Origin of the sequence: Methylobrevis pamukkalensis, assembly GCF_001720135.1 — a bacterium.
Classification (GTDB): Bacteria; Pseudomonadota; Alphaproteobacteria; order Rhizobiales; family Pleomorphomonadaceae; genus Methylobrevis; species Methylobrevis pamukkalensis.
In genome coordinates, this window is sequence record NZ_MCRJ01000302.1 from 1 (window position 1) to 676 (window position 676).

Consider the following 676-nt stretch of genomic DNA (forward strand, 5'->3'; position numbering starts at 1 on the left):
CCGAGGGCGGCCGGGCAATATGCCGAGGTGGCTGGTGATCGGCGCGCTTGCGAGTCCCGCCGCGGCCGGCGCCTATTTCGTCGCGACCCGGCTTGCCAACGCCTTCACCATGGTCGCGGGCGGGCTCAACGGCTATTCGGCCTCGCGGATCTCGGCGCTGCATTTCGGCGGCGGGAAGGACGAGCTGCACCACATGATGCGCAGCGTGATGGCGGTCGCCCTGCTGCTCGTGACCGGCCTCGGGGTCGGCATCGTCGTCTTCGGGTCCTTCGCGCTCGGCCTGTTTTCCGCCGCGTATGTGGACGTCTATCCGGCGCTGCTGGTGCTTTCCGCCGCGCCGGCTTTGCCGCGCTCTGCGGCCCGGCGCCGATGGTGCTGCTGACCCTTGGCGGCGAGAAGATCTATCCGCGCGTCGTCACCACGGCACTGGTGCTGCGCCTTGCGGCTCTCGCGCTGGTGGTGCCGACCCATGGGGCGCTCGGCGCCGCGATCGTCTGGTCGCTCGGCACCATCGCCACCTCGGCGATCCTCGTCCGCCTCTGCATCCGCCGCACCGGCATCGACCCGTCGGTGATGATCCTGTTCCGGGCGCGGACTTAATCGGCCTGCACCCGCTATCACCCGCGAGCGATCACAGCGGATTGCGTCCCCAGCGTTCGGCGACCGCCCAGACACT

1 protein-coding gene and 1 pseudogene are annotated in these 676 nt (G+C 70.0%); both read left to right on the forward strand.

Features of this window, described 5'->3' with window-relative positions:
* Positions 1-382 (forward strand): annotated as a pseudogene (locus A6302_RS20650) (hypothetical protein); the annotation flags it as partial.
* Positions 370-600 carry a hypothetical protein gene (locus A6302_RS20655; protein ID WP_069308549.1) on the forward strand — a complete coding sequence of 77 codons (231 nt, stop codon included), beginning with the start codon at positions 370-372 and terminating at the stop codon, positions 598-600. The pseudogene A6302_RS20650 and the gene A6302_RS20655, both read left to right, overlap by 13 nt.
* The last annotated feature ends 76 nt before the right edge of the window (positions 601-676 follow it).